This window comes from Streptomyces sp. NPDC051677, from assembly GCF_044453465.1.
Lineage (GTDB): Bacteria > Actinomycetota > Actinomycetes > Streptomycetales > Streptomycetaceae > Streptomyces.
The window spans coordinates 182,575-198,013 of record NZ_JBITCT010000011.1; the positions used below are offsets into that span (position 1 = coordinate 182,575).

Annotated in this window: 14 protein-coding genes; 6 read left to right on the forward strand and 8 right to left on the reverse strand. The window is 71.8% G+C overall.

Annotated elements, in window-relative coordinates; translation table 11 throughout:
- Nucleotides 1–188: 188 nt before the first annotated feature.
- Nucleotides 189–830: a DUF6758 family protein gene (locus tag ACIBAF_RS15705; RefSeq protein WP_319347657.1), complete on the reverse strand. Its 642-nt coding sequence runs from the start codon at nucleotides 828–830 to the stop codon at nucleotides 189–191.
- 158 nt (nucleotides 831–988) lie between these two features.
- On the opposite strand from ACIBAF_RS15705, the gene ACIBAF_RS15710 reads away from it, so the two are divergent.
- Nucleotides 989–2,212 carry an MFS transporter gene (locus tag ACIBAF_RS15710; RefSeq protein ID WP_399463754.1) on the forward strand — a complete coding sequence of 408 codons (1,224 nt, stop codon included), beginning with the start codon at nucleotides 989–991 and terminating at the stop codon, nucleotides 2,210–2,212.
- Between the two features lie 58 nt (nucleotides 2,213–2,270).
- Here the strand turns inward: ACIBAF_RS15710 and ACIBAF_RS15715 are convergent, their stop codons facing one another.
- Complete coding sequence (locus ACIBAF_RS15715) at nucleotides 2,271–2,855, reverse strand: suppressor of fused domain protein (protein ID WP_399463755.1); 585 nt, start codon at nucleotides 2,853–2,855, stop codon at nucleotides 2,271–2,273.
- 501 nt (nucleotides 2,856–3,356) lie between these two features.
- Between ACIBAF_RS15715 and ACIBAF_RS15720 the strand changes: the two genes are divergently transcribed.
- Together ACIBAF_RS15720 and ACIBAF_RS15725 are read left to right on the forward strand one after the other, a co-directional pair.
- Nucleotides 3,357–4,487: a magnesium and cobalt transport protein CorA gene (locus ACIBAF_RS15720; protein ID WP_334577422.1), complete on the forward strand. Its 1,131-nt coding sequence runs from the start codon at nucleotides 3,357–3,359 to the stop codon at nucleotides 4,485–4,487.
- A gap of 34 nt (nucleotides 4,488–4,521) precedes the next feature.
- A complete protein-coding gene (locus ACIBAF_RS15725) occupies nucleotides 4,522–5,040 on the forward strand; it encodes a hypothetical protein (RefSeq protein WP_399463757.1) in 519 nt (172 codons plus the stop codon).
- Here ACIBAF_RS15725 and ACIBAF_RS15730 read toward each other — a convergent pair whose 3' ends face one another.
- The gene (locus ACIBAF_RS15730; RefSeq protein ID WP_399463758.1) at nucleotides 5,041–5,793 is read right to left on the reverse strand and encodes a hypothetical protein; all 753 of its coding nucleotides are present in this window, start codon (nucleotides 5,791–5,793) and stop codon (nucleotides 5,041–5,043) included.
- A gap of 175 nt (nucleotides 5,794–5,968) precedes the next feature.
- Here ACIBAF_RS15730 and ACIBAF_RS15735 point away from each other — a divergent pair, with 175 nt between their 5' ends.
- Genes ACIBAF_RS15735 through ACIBAF_RS15745 form a run of 3 tightly spaced genes read left to right on the forward strand, consistent with a single transcriptional unit; the run spans nucleotide 5,969 to nucleotide 9,083 of the window.
- Nucleotides 5,969–7,297, forward strand: a complete 1,329-nt coding sequence (locus ACIBAF_RS15735; RefSeq protein WP_399463760.1) for a magnesium transporter MgtE N-terminal domain-containing protein — start codon at nucleotides 5,969–5,971, stop codon at nucleotides 7,295–7,297.
- The gene (locus tag ACIBAF_RS15740) at nucleotides 7,281–7,907 is read left to right on the forward strand and encodes a DUF1003 domain-containing protein (protein WP_399463761.1); all 627 of its coding nucleotides are present in this window, start codon (nucleotides 7,281–7,283) and stop codon (nucleotides 7,905–7,907) included. The genes ACIBAF_RS15735 and ACIBAF_RS15740 overlap by 17 nt, the downstream gene beginning before the upstream one ends.
- Nucleotides 7,908–7,949: 42 nt before the next feature.
- The gene (locus tag ACIBAF_RS15745) at nucleotides 7,950–9,083 is read left to right on the forward strand and encodes an Mrp/NBP35 family ATP-binding protein (protein ID WP_399463762.1); all 1,134 of its coding nucleotides are present in this window, start codon (nucleotides 7,950–7,952) and stop codon (nucleotides 9,081–9,083) included.
- Between the two features lie 288 nt (nucleotides 9,084–9,371).
- Here ACIBAF_RS15745 and ACIBAF_RS15750 read toward each other — a convergent pair whose 3' ends face one another.
- The 5 genes from ACIBAF_RS15750 to sigE form a co-directional block, all read right to left on the reverse strand.
- Complete coding sequence (locus ACIBAF_RS15750; protein ID WP_399463763.1) at nucleotides 9,372–10,031, reverse strand: hypothetical protein; 660 nt, start codon at nucleotides 10,029–10,031, stop codon at nucleotides 9,372–9,374.
- Nucleotides 10,032–10,200: 169 nt separating this feature from the next.
- On the reverse strand, nucleotides 10,201–10,665 hold the full coding sequence (locus ACIBAF_RS15755; RefSeq protein ID WP_399463764.1) for a sec-independent translocase: 465 nt from the start codon (nucleotides 10,663–10,665) through the stop codon (nucleotides 10,201–10,203).
- A gap of 231 nt (nucleotides 10,666–10,896) precedes the next feature.
- Nucleotides 10,897–12,606, reverse strand: coding sequence for a trypsin-like peptidase domain-containing protein (locus ACIBAF_RS15760; protein WP_399463766.1), 1,710 nt, complete (start codon nucleotides 12,604–12,606; stop codon nucleotides 10,897–10,899).
- A 1,032-nt stretch (nucleotides 12,607–13,638) separates the two neighbouring features.
- Nucleotides 13,639–14,637: a zf-HC2 domain-containing protein gene (locus tag ACIBAF_RS15765; RefSeq protein ID WP_399463767.1), complete on the reverse strand. Its 999-nt coding sequence runs from the start codon at nucleotides 14,635–14,637 to the stop codon at nucleotides 13,639–13,641.
- Nucleotides 14,634–15,416, reverse strand: coding sequence for an RNA polymerase sigma factor SigE (gene sigE, locus ACIBAF_RS15770; protein ID WP_399463768.1), 783 nt, complete (start codon nucleotides 15,414–15,416; stop codon nucleotides 14,634–14,636). Before sigE ends, ACIBAF_RS15765 begins: the two co-directional genes overlap by 4 nt.
- Nucleotides 15,417–15,439 lie beyond the last annotated feature (23 nt).

Here is a 15,439-nt window from a genome sequence, read left to right on the forward strand (position 1 = left end):
GCCGATTCGAACACCCCTGTCACACCCGAAGCCGGGGTTCGCCCCCTACACACACGGCACGAGCCACTCACCCAAGGGGCGCGGGCTGTATCAATGGCGGCTGCGCCGCGCGGGCGCGACCGGCCACGACGGCGCGGCAGGGAGCCACAACCGCCGGCCCACACGGCACCGCCCGGCCCCGCGGAGCGTCACGGCTTGAGCAAGCGCGGGGACAACGCCCCGCACGGCACCAGCTCGACCTCCGCCCCCGCGTCCCGCAGGTCCGTCAGCACCAGCTCGTCGTACATCAGCAGCCCCGACTGCTCGGGCCACACGACCGCCCACAGCCACAGCCCCCGCGCCTCGCCCGCGAAGACAGCGCGGTCGTCCGGAGTGGCGGAGACATGCCACAGGGGGGTCGGCCGGCCCGCGGCCAGCACCTTCGCCTGCGGGGGTTTCTCGACGCTCATATAAGGGCCCGGGTCCGGCCCGTCGACACCGGCGTACCGTGCGCCGAGGCCGACGCCCAGCTCCTCGGCGACCAGGATCAGCTCGCCCATGCCGCCGAGCGGGCCGGGTCCGGAGCAGGCGACGACGGTGGCACGGCCTCCACTGCGGTCGTCGCCGGCGTACGTCACGCCCGTGAAGAGCCAGCCGACCGGCAGCGGCCACGGCATCCACACCGGGACCTGCGTGCGGTGCACGACAACACTGAGGGCCTCGACGCTGGGCGGGATCACGGGCTGCAGCGGATGCACCGTCCCGTGCACATCGCACTGCCAGGAGTCGGAGAAGAGTCCGGGAGCCCTGACCCGGCCACCACACTTCGGGCAACTGGGTTCGCCCCTCATAGGGCCCCACGGTCCTACCCGAGCCCGCCCACGTCAAGGACGATCACCCGTCCGGACGGAACCAGTTGAACCGGCAGCATTTACGTGTAGCTTGCATTAATTAGCTGAGCTAACTTACTATGTGCATACACCAACCATCTCAGCGGGTGAGGGGAACCATGGACACGTTCGACGCCGGAGCCGGGAGCATCCTGCGGCAGCCGAAGGCGGTGTGGGCGACGGCCGGCGCGTCCGTCGTCGCCTTCATGGGCATCGGCCTCGTCGACCCGATCCTGCCGTCCATCGCCCAGGGCCTGGACGCCACGGCCGGCCAGGTCTCCCTGCTCTTCACCTCGTACTTCCTGATCACCGCCTTCGCGATGCTGGTCACCGGCTTCGTCTCCAGCCGCATCGGCGGCCGCCGCACGCTGCTGCTCGGCCTCGCGCTCGTCGTCGTCTTCGCCGGCCTCGCCGGCACCTCGGGCTCGGTCGCCGAACTGGTGGGCTTCCGAGCCGGCTGGGGGCTCGGCAACGCGCTCTTCGTCTCCACCGCCCTCGCAGTGATCGTCGGCGCGGCGGCCGGCGGCAGCGCGGCCGCCATCCTGCTGTACGAGTCCGCCCTCGGCCTCGGCATGGCCTGCGGGCCGCTGCTGGGCGCGCTGCTCGGCGACGCCAGCTGGCGCTACCCCTTCTTCGGCACCGCGTTCCTGATGGCGATCGGCTTCCTGTGCATCACGGCGTTCCTGAAGGAGCAGCCGAAGCCGGCCCGCAAGACCTCGCTCCTGGACCCGATCAAGGCGCTCGGCCACGGCGGACTCGCCTCCGCCGCAGCCTCCGCGTTCTTCTACAACTACACGTTCTTCACCGTGCTCGCCTTCACCCCGTTCGTACTGAACATGACCCCGTACAAGTCGGGGGCGGTGTTCTTCGCCTGGGGACTGCTGCTCGCCGTCTTCTCGGTGATCGTGGCGCCGCGGCTCCAGAAGCGGTTCGGCTCGCTGCAGGTGCTCGGCGGCTCGCTGGTGCTGCTCGCCGTCGACGTGCTCGCCCTCGGCTACGGCGACCACACCACGGCGATCGTCTGCACGATCCTGTCGGGCGCGTTCATCGGCGTGAACAACACGGTCTACACCGAGTTGGCGCTCGGCGTCTCCGACGCCCCGCGTCCGGTGGCGAGCGCCGGCTACAACTTCGTGCGGTGGTTCGCGGCTGCCGCTGCGCCCTACTTCGCGCCGAAGATCGAGGAGTGGACCGACGCCCGCATCCCGTTCGCCGTCGCGGCCGTGACGGCGGTCCTCGGCGCGGTCGTGGTCGTCGTGCGACGGGAGGCCCTCACGCACGAGGCGGAGGAACTGCAGCCGCGGCACGCGGCCGAGGACGGGGTGGCCGTCTTCGCGAACTGAGCCGGCCGACCCAACTGAAGGTTTTCAGGCACGTGTTGGTGACTTCGGTCACCCGGCCTCAGTCGAGCGGGACGGACCTGCGGGAGGGATCCCGCAGGTCCGTCCCGCTCGTCAGCCAGCGCTCCTGGAGGGCCTGGGCGCCGTGCACGCGTTTCCAGGCGGCCTCGTTCGGGGTCATGGGAAGCAGGGGCAGGAAGCGCACCGGGTCGAGGGGCTCGCCGAGGTCGAGGTCCTCGACCAGACCGCCCGGCTCGGCGACCAGGACCGAGGTGAACGGGGCGCCGGGCCACAGGGGTTCGCCGACGTCGAGGGAGGCGCCGGGGGCCACGACCACGCCCTCGACCTGCGGGGACGCGGCGAGCACGGCGAGCGGGCGGAGCACCTTGTCCGTGTCGGCGGCACCGGGGCGGACCGACAGGACCAGCTCCGCGCGCGGGCCCTTGACCGGGTCCGCCAGCACCGCCGTGGGGTCGCTCATCGGCTGCGCGGACATGCCGAGCGTGGCGTAGCGGACGACGTCGCCCTCGTGGAAACGCAACACCTCGACGCGGTCCGTACCGAGGAAGGTGACCGCGGCGCGGGCGTCCGGCTCGCCCAGCGCGGTGCGCAAACGAGCCTCGACCAGAGGAAGAACATCAGCCATGCGGCGAGCATAGAACTGGTCGGCGCAGGGCAAAGCAGCGCCTTGACACTTCGGTCGGCTGGTACTCTGGGCCGGTAGTTCGGGGCAGCACGCTGAAGCGTCGCGATCTTGCCCCGACGCAGACGAGACTCCCTTACGAGGGACCGGCTGGAGGAGGTGGGGCTGTCATGGATCGAAGTCACCCGTGCAGTACCACTCGCTCTTCCGGCCGCTGATGCAGCTGCTCTGGCCTCTTCGCCTCCGGCTGGTCGCCAACTCTCGCGCTCATCTTCATGCCGAAGAGCACTTCGTTTCGTTCTTGCCTGATCTGTCTGATCTGAATCTGATCTGAATCAGTAGCGAAGCTCGCCACCGCGACGGAGCGGTGCTCCCCGCTTTGTGGACGTGCCAAACATCCTTCCCCAGTCTTGAGGGCCGGGGAGACCCAGTCAGGACGTCCCCATTCCGGGCAGTTCCACCCGTCGTGGCGGTCTTTCTTTGCTCGTCGCGAAGGAGCCTGCCATGTCGATGATCCGCGACCTCCGTGCCGTCGTCCGCCCCGCCCGTCCCTCCCTGCGCAAGGGGGGCGGGCGCATGGACAGCGGCGCCTACGACACCACCCGTGACCCGGCGACGCCGTCGGCCGTCGTCGACTGCGCCGTCTACCGTGACGGCTCGCGCGTCGCGTTCCCGCAGCCGCCGACCCCGCAGGAGGCCATGCGTCAGGTGCGGCGCGACGGAGGCTTCGTGTGGATCGGCCTGCACGAGCCGACCGAGGCCGAATTCGCCGGTATCGCAGCCGAGTTCGGGCTGCACCCGCTGGCCGTGGAGGACGCGGTGCAGGCGCACCAGCGGCCCAAGCTGGAGCGCTACGACGACTCGCTCTTCACCGTCTTCAAGACGATCCACTACATCGAGCACGACCGGCTCACCGCCAACAGCGAGGTCGTCGAGACCGGTGAGGTCATGTGCTTCACCGGCAAGGACTTCTTCATCACCGTCCGGCACGGCGGCCAGGGCTCGCTGCGTGCGCTGCGCCACCGGCTCCAGGACGACCCCGAGCTGCTCGCCAAGGGCCCCTCGGCCGTGCTGCACGCGATCGCCGACCACGTCGTCGACGGCTATGTCGCGGTCGCCGACGCCGTGCAGGACGACATCGACGAGGTCGAGACGGAGGTGTTCTCGCCGGGCCGCAAGGGCACCCCGCGCGGCACGGACGCCGGGCGGATCTACCAACTCAAGCGTGAGGTCCTGGAGTTCAAGCGTGCGGTGTCGCCGCTGCTGCGGCCGATGCAGCTGCTGAGCGAGCGGCCGATGCGGCTGGTCGACCCCGACATCCAGAAGTACTTCCGGGACGTCGCCGACCACCTCGCCCGGGTCCAGGAGCAGGTCATCGGCTTCGACGAGCTGCTCAACTCGATCCTCCAGGCCAACCTCGCGCAGGCGTCCGTCGCGCAGAACGAGGACATGCGCAAGATCACCTCCTGGGCCGCCATCATCGCCGTGCCGACGATGGTGTGCGGGGTGTACGGCATGAACTTCGACTACATGCCCGAACTCCACTGGAAGTTCGGCTACCCGGTCGTCATGGCGGTCATGGTGGGCATGTGCGTCGGCATCCACCGCACGCTGAAGCGCAACGGCTGGCTGTGAGTGCCGCCGGGCGGGCCCTGGCTAGGCTGGCGTCATGACAAGAGAGCTGCTCGACCAGGCCCTCGTCGAGGAGGCCACCAAGAAGTCCGGCCTCATCTGGGTCCGGGGCGCCGGCGAACCGGCCGCGCGTGCGCTGTGGCACGTGTGGCACGAGGGCGCGGCCACGCTGGTCGGCGACGGGCCCGGTGAGCAGCCGCTGCCGGGGCTCGTCGAGGGCGGCTCGGCCGAGGTCACCGTCCGCAGCAAGGACAAGGGGGGCCGGCTGGTCTCGTGGACGGCGACGGTCGTCCAGCTCGCGCCCGGCGGCGAGGCCTGGGAGGCCGCCGTCGCCGACCTCAAGGGCAAGCGGCTGAACGCCCCCGACGGGGAGGCGATGACCGAGCGCTGGGCACGGGAGTGCAGGGTGCTCCGCCTGGAGCCGACGGGGGCCACGCTGCCCCTGCCGGACGGGGATCTGGCGGCGCGGCCGGTGCCGTCGCCCGCCACCACACGTGAGCCGATCCCGGCGGGGCTGCCGAAGCTGCTCCTTGGGAAGAGACGCGGCAAACGGTAGTCACGACGTCGGCAGCTGCTTGCCGTAGTCCACCGTCTCGTCCTTCGCCGGTTCCTTCAGGGCGAAGTCCTTGCCCCAGGCGGAGAAGCTCAACGTGCCCGCGCCGCCGGCCCGCACCAGGCGCAGCGGGTACGGCTCGCCCTCCAGGGACACGTCCAGCGTGCCGCCGGAGCCGCCGTCGCCGGTGATGCGGATCGTGCGGACGCCGGACTGCTCGTGGTGGCCGTCCGTGTCCAGTGCGCCGTGCAACGTCAGCAGGCCGTCGAGGAGGAGGTCCTTGTCCGTGAAGCCGCTGAACTTCTTGTACGAGGGGTCGCCCGCCGGCACCTTCACGAACTTGCCCTCGAGCTTGTCGCCCGCCGCCTTGTCCGAACCGCCGTCGTCGGACGTGCCGTCCTCGTGGTTCCAGAACTCCGCGTCGGCCTTCAGGAACAGCTGCTCGCCGACCCGCAGCAGCTGGAAGGTGGCCCCCTCCGCGGTGACCGACCCGCTGCCGCCGTCCGCCTTCAGGCTCATGTCGAGCTTGTACGTCTTCCCGCTGGTGACGACGCTCCCCGACAGTCGCACCGCGTCCACGGCGCCGGCGGCCGTCCGCGCCTTCGTCTGGATCTCCTTGGCGGGCAGCTTGCCCACGCCGTTCGTGCCCGCGTCCGGATCCTCGCTGCACCCGCTCGCTCCCAGGCCCACGACCAGTGCGCACACCGCGCTCACCAGTGCGGTCCGACGAGTACGGCCCTGGGAAATCGCAGTCACAGAGAAGGCTGCCTTTCTGCGGGGGTGTGCTGAGCGGCGTACGGCAGCGTACCGGGGTCGCGGGGCGCCGGCGGAGCCAGTCCGTCCGGACCGCCCACCAGGGCGTCTCCGATCGGGACGGGCTAGCCTGAAGCCCGCACGAGCGGGCAATTGGGAAAAGGACGGAGGTGCGGACATGGCAGCGGGCACACCGCGGATCTTCGTGTCGCACCTCGCCGGCGTCCCCGTCTTCGACCCGAACGGCGACCAGGTGGGGCGCGTGCGCGATCTGGTCGTCATGCTGCGCGTCGGGCGGCGGCCCCCGAGGGTGCTCGGGCTGGTCGTCGAACTGTCCACGCGGCGCCGCATCTTCCTGCCCATGACCCGGGTGACCGGCATCGAGTCCGGCCAGGTCATCACCACCGGCGTGGTCAACGTCCGGCGCTTCGAGCAGCGGCCCACCGAGCGGCTCGTCTTCGGCGAACTGCTGGACCGGCGCGTCAGCCTCGTCGAGGCCGGGCAGCCGGGAGAGGAAGTCACCGTCCTCGACGTGTCGCTGCGGCAGCTGCCGGCCCGCCGGGACTGGGAGATCGACCGCGTCTTCGTGCGCAAGGGCCGGAAGGCGAGCGCCTTCCGGCGGGCCAGGGGCGAGACGTTGACGGTGGAGTGGTCGGCCGTCACCGGGTTCTCGCTGGAGGAGCACGGGCAGGGCGCGGAGAGCCTCCTCGCCACCTTCGAGCAGCTGCGTCCGGCCGACCTCGCCAATGTGCTGCACCACCTGTCGTCGAAGCGGCGCGCCGAGGTCGCCGCCGCCCTCGACGACGACCGGCTCGCCGACGTCCTGGAGGAGCTCCCGGAGGACGACCAGATCGAGATCCTCGGCAAGCTGAAGGAGGAGCGCGCCGCGGACGTCCTGGAGGCCATGGACCCCGACGACGCGGCCGACCTGCTCGCCGAGCTGCCGACGGCGGACCAGGAGCGGCTGCTGAGCCTGATGGAACCCGCCGACGCCGCCGACATGCGGCGCCTGATGGCGTACGAGGAGCACACCGCGGGCGGGCTGATGACCACCGAGCCGATCGTCCTGCGCCCCGACTCCACCGTCGCCGACGCCCTCGCGCGGGTGCGCAACCCCGACCTCTCCCCCGCCCTCGCCGCCCAGGTCTACGTCTGCCGCCCGCCCGACGAGACGCCGACCGGCAAGTACCTCGGCACGGTCCACTTCCAGCGCCTGCTGCGCGATCCGCCGTACACGCTGGTCAGCGCGCTCCTCGACGAGGATCTGCAGACTCTCGCGCCGGACGCGGCGCTGCCGGTCGTCGCCGGGTTCTTCGCGACCTACGACATGGTCGCGGCGCCCGTCGTGGACGAGGCGGGGTCGCTGCTCGGCGCCGTGACCGTGGACGACGTCCTGGACCACATGCTGCCGGAGGACTGGCGGGAGACGGAGTTCCACCTCGCCGAGGACGGCGCCGGCGGCGGGACGGACGGCGAAGGGGCGGGTCCGCATGACTCCCGAGCGTGAGAGCGGGCGCGGCGAGCGCACCCCGACGGCCGGCGCACCCCACAACCGCACCCCGGCCGGCGCCACGGCGACCAGCCGTCCCCGCGCCCGGCTGGACCAGCCGCGCCCGCCCCGGCGGCGGCTGCTGCCCGAGTGGGACCCGGAGGCCTTCGGACGGCTGTCGGAGCGCATCGCACGGTTCCTGGGCACCGGGCGGTTCATCGTCTGGATGACGATCGTCATCATCGTCTGGGTGCTGTGGAACATCTTCGCCCCGCGCGACCTGCGCTTCGACAACTACCCGTTCATCTTCCTGACCCTGATGCTGTCGCTCCAGGCCTCCTACGCGGCCCCGCTGATCCTGCTCGCGCAGAACCGGCAGGACGACCGCGACCGGGTCAACCTGGAGCAGGACCGCAAGCAGAACGAGCGGTCCATCGCCGACACCGAGTACCTGACCAGGGAGATCGCCTCCCTGCGGATCGGCCTGGGCGAGGTCGCCACCCGGGACTGGATCCGCTCGGAGCTGCAGGACATGGTCAAGGAGCTGGAGGATCGGCGGGACGGGCACCGCGAACATGCCGTATTCCCGGCAGAACGGTCGCGGGGACGTGACGTAGACGACCGGTGACGGGCTTTCCGGGGCCAGGCTACCGGGCCGTACCATCGACCTATGGTTAGCGAAGACGCGGTGCGCGAGGCACTGGCGACGGTGAACGACCCCGAGATCAACCGGCCCATCACCGAACTCGGGATGGTGAAGTCGGTGGAGATCGGCGCGGACGGGGCGGTCGCGGTCACCGTGTACCTGACGGTCTCCGGCTGCCCGATGCGCGAGACCATCACGCAGCGCGTGACCGACGCGGTCTCGGCCGTCGAGGGCGTCACCCGCGTCGACGTCACCCTCGACGTGATGAGCGACGAGCAGCGCAAGGAGCTGGCGAGCGCCCTGCGCGGCGGCCAGACCGAGCGCGAGGTCCCCTTCGCCAAGCCCGGCTCCCTCACCCGCGTGTACGCGGTCGCGTCCGGCAAGGGCGGCGTCGGCAAGTCCTCGGTGACGGTGAACCTGGCGGCGGCGATGGCGGCCGACGGCCTCAAGGTGGGCGTCGTCGACGCCGACATCTACGGCCACAGCGTGCCGCGCATGCTGGGCGCCGACGGCCGTCCGACCCAGGTCGAGAACATGATCATGCCGCCGTCGGCGAACGGCGTGAAGGTCATCTCCATCGGCATGTTCACCCCGGGCAACGCCCCGGTCGTGTGGCGCGGCCCGATGCTGCACCGGGCGCTCCAGCAGTTCCTGGCGGACGTGTACTGGGGCGACCTGGACGTGCTGCTGCTGGACCTCCCGCCGGGCACCGGCGACATCGCGATCTCGGTGGCCCAGCTGGTCCCGAACGCGGAGATCCTGGTCGTGACGACGCCTCAGCAGGCGGCGGCCGAGGTGGCCGAGCGGGCGGGCTCCATCGCCGTGCAGACGCACCAGAAGATCGTCGGCGTGGTCGAGAACATGTCCGGCCTGCCCTGCCCGCACTGCGGCGAGATGGTCGACGTCTTCGGCACGGGCGGCGGCCAGAGCGTGGCCGACGGCCTGACCCGCACGACCGGCGCGAACGTCCCGGTCCTCGGCTCCATCCCGATCGACGTCCGCCTGCGCGAGGGCGGCGACGAGGGCAAGCCGGTCGTCCTGACCGACCCCGACTCCCCGGCGGGCTCCGCCCTGCGCGCGATCGCGGGCAAGCTGGGAGGACGCCAGCGCGGCCTGTCGGGGCTGTCGCTGGGGATCACCCCGCGCAACAAGTTCTAAATCGTGTCCGCAAAGTAGCGCCGGCTGCCCGGAGGGCAGGGCTCGCGGCGTCCGGTGCGTGCGATCGCAAGGCGGAGGGTCACCCTCGTACCGGGTGTACGTGGGCGATCCCGACAACGCGGCGAGCGGGCGTGCCGGGCGTCGCGAGCCAGGCGGGACTTTGCGGACACGACCTAGGCCCGTTCCAGGCCGGTCGCAGGCCGGTCGCAGGCCCGTCCTTCGTGCGACAGCGGGGGCGCCGTCCGCCATGGACGGCGCCCCCGCTGTCGTACAGGGTCGCGTGCCTGATCAGGCGTATGCCTCGATGTCCTTGATCATGGCGAAGCCGAGGCCGTACGCGCTCATGCCCCTCCCGTACGCCCCCACGTGCACCCCTTCCCGCGTCGAGCCGGCCAGCACCCAGCCGAACTCGGACTCGCGGTAGTGGAACGAGGTCGGCACGCCGTCGACCGGCAGGGACAGCGTCGACCAGTCCGAGCCCGCGAGATCGTCGGCGAGGACCCAGGCCGTCTCGGTCTGCTGGTCCAGCCAGTCGTCGCGCAGGCTGTGGTCCATCTGGCCCGGCCAGGTGAAGGACAGCAGGCCCACGCCCGCGAGCCAGGCCGCCGAGGACACCGAGGTGGCCTCCAGCAGGCCCGTGCCGTCCGCGCTGCGCCGCACGGGGTTCGCGGCGACGGTCACGACGACCGCGAACTTCCCGCGGTCCTCGCCGGCCGTCTCGTGTCGTACGGAGGGCTCGTCACCGTGTCCGATGGAACCGTGCTCCACGGCCCCGTCGGCCGCCGTGCCCACCTGCATCAGCCAGCGCGGCCCCGTGAAGGCCTCGTCGAGGCCGTACCAGGGGAAGGGTGCCTCCAGGTAGCCGTCGACCGTACGCCGGGCGGAGGGGACCTGTTGTCCGCCCTCCGCGGCCGGCGTCTGCGCGACTGCCCGACTCGTCGTCTCCATGTGCCCGGACGCCTCCTCGTTCTCGACGGAGCGACCGGCCCGCCCCCCTTCGGGCGTACTCGTCCGCTCCGCACAACAACCAGGCAGCATAGCCACCCCGCTCCGGGCTGCCGGGAAACCGCCCGGCGCGTGGAGCGTGCGCCCCCTCACATCGGGGGGCGCGGGTGACTCAGGTGGCGTCCGCGTCGAACGGCGGCCGGTCGTCCTTGCCGGGCTCCTCGGGCTTCTTGGTCATGTCGATGCGACCGCCGTCCGAGGAGGAAGAACCCGAGGACGAAGAGCCCGAGGACGAAGAGGAGGAGGCGTCGGTGTCGCGGCTGTGGACCGCGTCCGTGACCTCCGCCATCTCCTTCTTCAGGTCGAAGCCGTTGCGGATCTCCTTCAGCCCCAGCTCGTCGTTGTCCAACTGCTTGCGGATGAACGTCTTGGGGTTGAGGTCCTCGAACTCGAAGTCCTTGAACTCCGGGCCGAGTTCGGTGCGGATGTCCGCCTTGGCGCTCTCCGAGAACTCTCGGATCTTCCGGACGGTGCGCATCACGTCCTGGATGACCTTCGGGAGCTTGTCCGGACCGAAGACGAGCACGGCCAGGACGATGATCGTCACCAGCTCGAGCGGTCCTATGTCATTGAACACCTGAAGCTCCTTGCGATGTCCGCGGTCCTCGGCCCTCGGCCCTCAGTGGTCAAGTTCGGGTCTTCCGTGGTCCGGGCCGGGTCCACGGTACCTGTCGCACCTGTCCGACCGGTACCGTCCCGGGGCGTCCGAGTAGGTGTACGCGACCGGTTTTCCGCGTTGTTTGCCTTGTGGAGCCGGGTTTCGGCGTCCGACCTGTGACGTTTCTGTCAATCGTGGGGATGCCGGACCTCAGCCGGCGCCTGACGAACCGAGGACCAGTGTGAGGGTGCGTTGCGCTCCGCCGCGCTCGACGGTCAGTTCCAGCCGGTCGCCCGGGCGGTGGGCACGGGTCTTGACGATCAGCTCCTCACCGGAGTGGACGCGCTGGCCGTCGACCTCCGTGATGACGTCCCCGGCGCGGATGCCTGCCCGGTCGCCGGGGCCGCCCGCGGTGACCGGGGCCCCGCCGTCGGCGCCGCCGGTGCCGACGCGGGCGCCGTCGCCCGCGTAGTCCAGGTCGAGGGTGATGCCGATGACCGGGTGGGTCGCCTTGCCGGTGTTGATGAGCTCCTCGGCGACGCGCTTGCCCTGGTTGATCGGGATGGCGAAGCCGAGGCCGATCGAACCGGCCTGGGCGGTGCCGGAGTCGCTGCCGTCGGCGGCGGAGCGGATGGCGGAGTTGATGCCGATGACATGGCCCTGCTTGTCGAGGAGGGGCCCGCCGGAGTTGCCGGGGTTGATCGGCGCGTCGGTCTGCAGGGCGTCGACGTACGACACGTCGCTGCCGTCGCCGCTGCCGCCGCCGGCGGTGATGGGCCGTTCCTTCGCGCTGATGATGCCCGAGGTGACGGTGCCCTCGAGGTCGAAGGGGGCGCCGATGGCGACGACCGGGTCGCCGACCTGGACGTTGTCGGAGTTGCCGAGGTAGAGGGGCTTCAGCCCCTTCACCCCGGTCACCCGCACCACGGCGAGGTCGTAGCCGCTGTCCCGGCCGACGACCTCGGCCTTGGCGGTCGTGCCGCCGTTGAAGACGACGGTGATCTCGCCGTTGCTTCCGGCGGGCTCGACTACGTGGTTGTTGGTGAGGATGTAGCCGACCGAGTCGAGCACGAAGCCGGTGCCGGTGCCGGACTCGTCGCCGCCGCTGACGTGCAGCGTGACGACGCTGGGCAGGGCCCGCGCGGCGATCCCGGCCACGCTGTCCGCGGCCCGCCCGGTGGGCTCGGCGGAGGCCTGCGGCAGCTGGACCCCGTTGAGCCCGCCGTTGCGCTCCAGATAGGCCCCCACGGCGCCGCCGAGGCCCCCTGACACCAACGCGACGGCCAGCGCGCCCCCGACCAGCCTGCGCCGCACCTGCCTGCGCCGCTCGGCCGCGCTGAGCACGTGCACACCGGCCTGCTGAAGGGGCCCGCCCACGAGCCCGCCGGGCGGGGGCCCTTGGGCAGCGGCGGCCCCGGGCAGAGGCGCTCCGGCAAAGGGGGTGGGCGACCAGGGGTCGTACCGGTGCCAGGGCGTGGGGCTGGTCGGAGGCGGGGAAGCCGGGAGAGGGCCAAGACTCGGGCCGGCGTCGGCTACCGGCCCGAGGGCAGGTGCGGTGTCGGCCTGGCCGGCCGGCGGCATGGTCGCCGCCGGGTGCTGAACGGGCGGCGCGAGCGCCCAAGGCCCAGGCTCGCCTACCGGCCCGAGAGGAGGCAAGGCGTCGGCCTGACTGGCCGGCGGTATGGTCGCCGCCGGGTGCTGAACGGGCGGCGCGAGCGCCCAAGGCCCAGGCTCGCCTACCGGCCCGAGAGGAGGCAAGGCGTCAGCCTGGCCCGCCGGCGGTATGGTCGCCGCCGGGTGCTGAACGGGCGGCGCGAGCGCCCAAGGCCCAGGCTCGCCGTACGGCGGTGTGCTGTAAGGGTCCGGGTCATGCAGCGGCTTGGGCCGCCCCTCCCCGACGGACGGCGCAGCGGCCCCCACGTCGGCCGAGAAGCCCGCGTCTGCATGAACACCCGAACTGGCCACCACCGGCCCGTCAAAGCCAACGACGTCCCCCACAACATCCGAACCAGCCGAGCCCCCCGGAACGGCCGGGCCCGCCGAAACCTCAGAAACGGCCAGGTCCGCCAAGACCGGTGGGACTGCGGGGTCCGCCGAGACCGCCGGATCCACCGAGATCGCGGGGTCCCCCGAGAACTCAGAGACGGCCAGGCTCGCCGAGACTGCCGGGTCCCCCGAGACTGCCGGGTCCCCCGAGACCGCCGGGTCCGCCGAGACCTCGGAGCCAGCCGGGTTCGCCGGGGCCCCCGAGGCGCCCAGGTCCGCCGAGATTGCGGGGTCCGCCGGGATCCCCGAGACCGCCGAGGCTGCTGGGTCCGCCGGAACATCCCGGTCCGCCGAGACCGCGGACCGGGCCAGGTTCGCCGGGGCTCCCGGGTCCGCGAGGACATCCCCGTCCCCCGAGACCGCCGAGACCGCCGAGACTGCGGGGTCTGCCAGGACATCCCCGTCCGCCGAGACCGCGGAGCCGGCCAGGTTCGCCGGGACCCCCGGGTCCCCCAGATCCGCTTGGGGGATCGTCGTGCTTGTCGGGCGGCTCAGTTCGTAGTCGCCGTCGTTGCTGGGGGCGTGGGTAGCGTCGGCCGGGCCGGAGGACAGGTCGGAGTCGGCGTCGCTGGGGGCGTGGGTAGCGTCGGCCGGGCCGGAGCCGGTGGCGGGTCCCGCTGCTGTGTCTGCTGTGTCTGCTGTGTCCGCAGGATCCGCCGGGCTGTTCTGTCCGCTCGGCGCCGGGTCGGCCAGTTCGAAGTCGCCCTCGGGTGTCCGGGATGACTGCGGTCGAGGCCGGCTCCACCACTTCGCCCTCGTGGGCTTCCCCTCGTCCATGCTCTCCCCCACACTCCCCCCGCCACGGCACCCGGCCCGGCGAACTCCGCCTTCACGCCCGGCTGCCTGGCAGGGCGCGGTCCACCCCGGATTCAACCAGGTTCGCGGCGGAGCGGCGCAGGGCCCCGGTCAGCGGGTGCGCTGCGAGTAAGGGGAGGACGAAGGGGACGGAGCGGAGGTGCTGTCGGGGGCGGGCGCGGTGAGCAGTCCGAGGCCGGTGATCTCGGGTGGGGTGGTCCAGGAGGTCAGGGCCACCGGCGGGATCGCGCCGAGCGGACGTATCAGCGGGGACATCGCCGCCGCGCCGGCCACCATGGGGCTGGTGAGCCGGTGCAGTGCCTGCTCGCCCCGGTCGCCGGCAGGCGTGGGCACGCCCGGCAGCAGCGGCGCGGAGACCTCGGTCGGGGCCACCGGGCTGTCGCCGGACTGGCCGCCCTGGGAGAGCAGGGGACCCACGGCACGGCGCCGCTGGCTGTCCGTTGTCGCCGAGGAGCCCGTGCTCGGGGTGCGGGCCGGTGTCACGTTGCTCCCGTTGCCCGAGCCGGCGCGACCGTCCGCGGTCGTGTCGACCGGTGCGACGGTGGTCATGCCGCCCAGCGCGATCGCGGCCAGCGACACCGCGCCGGCGGCGACGAACGCGAACCGCATGCTCCGCGACCGCTCGGTGTCATGGCGGTCGCCGCCACGGCCGACGGGGTGGATGCGGAAGCCCCGGTCCGAGGCCGGGGACGGTGACAGGACGGAGCCGTGATCACGGGCCGGTACATAGCCGAACTCGAACGGCTCGTCCCGTCTGGGTCCTCTTACTCCGAAGACTCCGTCGGCGAAGCCTCCCCCCGCGCCCCCGCCGAACGGCGAGCCGTCGCCGTCCGGATCACCCCCGGGGAGCCCCTGGAGACGGGCCAGGAAGCTCTCGGAGGGGGCCGGCGGGGCGACTTCCGCGAAGACGTTCTTCAGCCGGCGCTGCGCGTCGACCTCCGACTTGCACTTCGGGCAGGTCGCCACATGCGCCAGTACCCGCTCGCGGGTGTCATGACCGAGCTCGCCGTCCACCAGGGCCGAGAGCCGGTCTCCGAGGTGCTGCTCCGCGAGGAGCCTCTCGGCTGCGTTGTTCCGGGATTCACTCACGCGGTCGCGCCCCCTCCTCCCAGAGCGGGAACGCGGGCCGCGAAGGGGCGGCGCTCGGCGCGCGCGTCGGGCGCGCGGTGCGCGAGCGCCTTGCGCAGCTGCGAACGGCCGCGGTGGATCCGCGAGCGGACCGTGCCCAGCTTGACGCCGAGGGTCGCGGCGATCTCCTCGTAGGAGAGGCCTTCGATGTCGCACAGGACGACCGCGGCGCGGAACTCGGGCGCGAGGGTGTCGAGGGCCTGCTGGACGTCGGCGTCGAAGTGGGCGTCGTTGAAGACCTGCTGCGGGGTGGGCTCCTTGCTGGGCAGCCGCTCGGCCGCGTCGTCGCCCAGCGCGTCGAAGCGGATGCGCTGCTTGCGGCGGACCATGTCCAGGAAGAGGTTGGTGGTGATGCGGTGCAGCCAGCCCTCGAAGGTGCCCGGCGTGTACGTCGACAGGGAGCGGAAGACGCGGACGAAGACCTCCTGGGTGAGGTCCTCGGCGTCGTGCTGGTTGCCGGTCAGACGGTAGGCGAGCCGGTAGACCCGGCCGCTGTGCATGCTGACGATCTCCTCCCACGTGGGCGGAGTCCATGCCTGCCCGTCCGCGTCGGTGGAGAAGGTCGCGGTCTGGGCGCGGCCGGCGGTGCCGGCGGCGTGGCTGGAGTCAGCAGCGGTGTCGTTCACGGATTTCGGCCTGCCCGCCGACCTGAGAAGGCGCCGCAGCGCTCCTCCCTGATGCACAGGCGCGGCCGCACCTCCCCTGTCGGCTCTGGTGGTGTCCAGTGGAGCCCCTACCATAGCCACCTCGCCCGTTAGCTCCG